Consider the following 2,312-nt stretch of genomic DNA (forward strand, 5'->3'; position numbering starts at 1 on the left):
AGCTGCGCTGCCTGCACTACGGCGTGAAAACGCCGCAGAACAGGCAGCTATACGCCATTTTGCAAAGTGAAAACGTTTCACTACTTTTCACTTTGCAAAACAGCGCATAGCTGCGCGGGACGTTAGCGGTAATTAGAATAAACATTTTCACATCAAGAAATATGACTGAATAACAAGAAAAATCAAATGTCGTGTAAATGTCGCCAATAAAACACTACTAATTTTAGGTAAGTTTTACGATTTAAGATAATTTTACTGAAAATTTCAATTAAAATGGATACACTAAATTTTGGAAAGGAATTAATTAGAATAAGAAAATCTAAAGGGTTAACGCAAGCTGAAGTTGCAGAGAAATGTAACATAACAATACGCACCATTCAAAGGATTGAATCCGGTGTTGTTAAGCCAAGAAGTTCTACTGTCAAAATGATTTCGGAATTTTTAGAAGTTGATTTTTTTGAAAATTCAAATTTGAAAAACCGTACTATTCTATGGCATTTAAAAGACATCTTTAACTTAAAAACAAATACAATGAAAAAAATCTCAATCTTATCAACTTTCGTTTTAATTTTAACATTAATGGGTTTTAACATATTCCGTACTGAAGCACAATCTAAACCTACAAATAAAAAACAGAAAGTTGCATTAGAAAGTCAAAACGAAAAAGTTGATTTCTCAAAGATTTTTGATGAATTTAAAATCGCAGATAATTACGTATTTGTTACAAAAAATAATAAGCAAGGTTTGATGACTATAGACGGAAAGGTAATTGTTCCTTGCGAATATGATATGTTTGAAATTGAAGATAATTATGTTTTAACCCTAAAAGGTAATAAACGTGGTTTGATGAATCTAGATGGAGAAACAATCATTCCTTGCGAATATAATACGTTTGAAATTGAAGATAATTATGTTTTAACTTTAAAAGGTAATAAACGTGGTTTGATGAATCTAGATGGAGAAACAATCATTCCTTGCGAATATGATACTATGAAATTTGATCAAGGAGTTGCCATTGTAACAAAAAACGGAAAAACAAAAAAAATACGAATTTAAAACTACCGCTAACACTGTATAACCAAAATTGTTTCATTTAGTAAAATAGAATAATTCTAAACCTTAAAATTAATATATTTAACAAACGAAAAATTGCAAAACCAAAACACAACTTTGGTTATACAAACCCGTTACCCACAATATGAAAAAAGTCCTACTCTATTTATTAATTGCCATTTCACCGATAATTATCTACTCAATTTTTGGAGTAATTTTTGTCGGAAATCATAGCTGGATGATTTCATTAACATTACCATCAATTTTTGTATTGTCTTTCCTTTTATTTAATAAAACAGGAAAAAAAGAACATTTGAAATTAGGATTAACAATCATTCTTCCAATTTTTCTAATTTTCTTTATAACATCATTTTTTGCTAGTTTTTCAAGAACATTAATGTATTTAATTTTTGTTCCTATTAGCGTTTATTTAGGCTGGTTGTTTTCTAATCGAAAATCTATATTGATAATTATATTTTCGTTTTTTTTATTCGCGTTTGTTGGAATAATTTTATTTCCGAATTTATTCGTTTTACAAAATAATATTGGAGCGCATAAGAATGAAGCGTTTGATGGAATATCATTAATAAACAAGAATAAAGAAAGTATCGAGTTAGATAAATCAAAAATTATTGTTCTCGATTTTTGGACAACATCTTGCGGAATTTGTTTTAAAAAGTTTCCTGATTTAGAAAAATATTATTTAGAATTTAAGGATAATCCTAACGTTGAATTTTATTCAATAAACGTTCCGTTAAAAAGAGATGAATTTAGCAAAGTCGTAAAATTAGTAGATGAGCTTAATTACAAGTTTCCAACTTTTTATGCAACCTCAATAAAAGAAGTTGAGAATTTAGGAATTTATGCTTACCCTCATTTATTAATACTAAAAAATGGAAAATTAAGATATGATGGTAGATTAGAAACTGATAAGTACATTTTTGTAAATCATTTAAAATCTGAAATAAATAAGTTAATTAACGAATAAAAAATACTGTGGGTAACAATGGCTATAAATAATTGCTTGTTCTCGCCTACTTCTGAAAATCCTCGCGGATTTTCAGTTTGGTGTGTAATTGCAAAGTTAACCGCTAAATCACGCAACTACTCATAGCCGAGACCGTTGTGCCTAATTTAACGAAAACTTGAGCCTAGAATTAGAAAACATAGAGAAACGTAAAACCATACCTTTAACAAAAGGAGAATGGCTAGCCTTTTTCTTCGTTCCAGTTAATCCCAATTGGCGTTTAAATCCAAAA

Annotated in this window: 2 protein-coding genes; both read left to right on the forward strand. The window is 28.9% G+C overall.

Annotation, left to right across the window (positions count from 1 at the left end):
- The first annotated feature begins 273 nt into the window (after positions 1–273).
- Entirely contained in the window at positions 274–1,056 is a 783-nt protein-coding gene (locus ACFSQS_RS16070) for a WG repeat-containing protein (RefSeq protein WP_388021233.1), read from the forward strand.
- Positions 1,057–1,198: 142 nt separating this feature from the next.
- On the forward strand, positions 1,199–2,041 hold the full coding sequence (locus tag ACFSQS_RS16075; RefSeq protein ID WP_388021234.1) for a TlpA family protein disulfide reductase: 843 nt from the start codon (positions 1,199–1,201) through the stop codon (positions 2,039–2,041).
- Positions 2,042–2,312 lie beyond the last annotated feature (271 nt).

Source organism: Gelatiniphilus marinus (assembly GCF_042684345.1).
GTDB classification, from domain to species: domain Bacteria; phylum Bacteroidota; class Bacteroidia; order Flavobacteriales; family Flavobacteriaceae; genus Gelatiniphilus; species Gelatiniphilus marinus.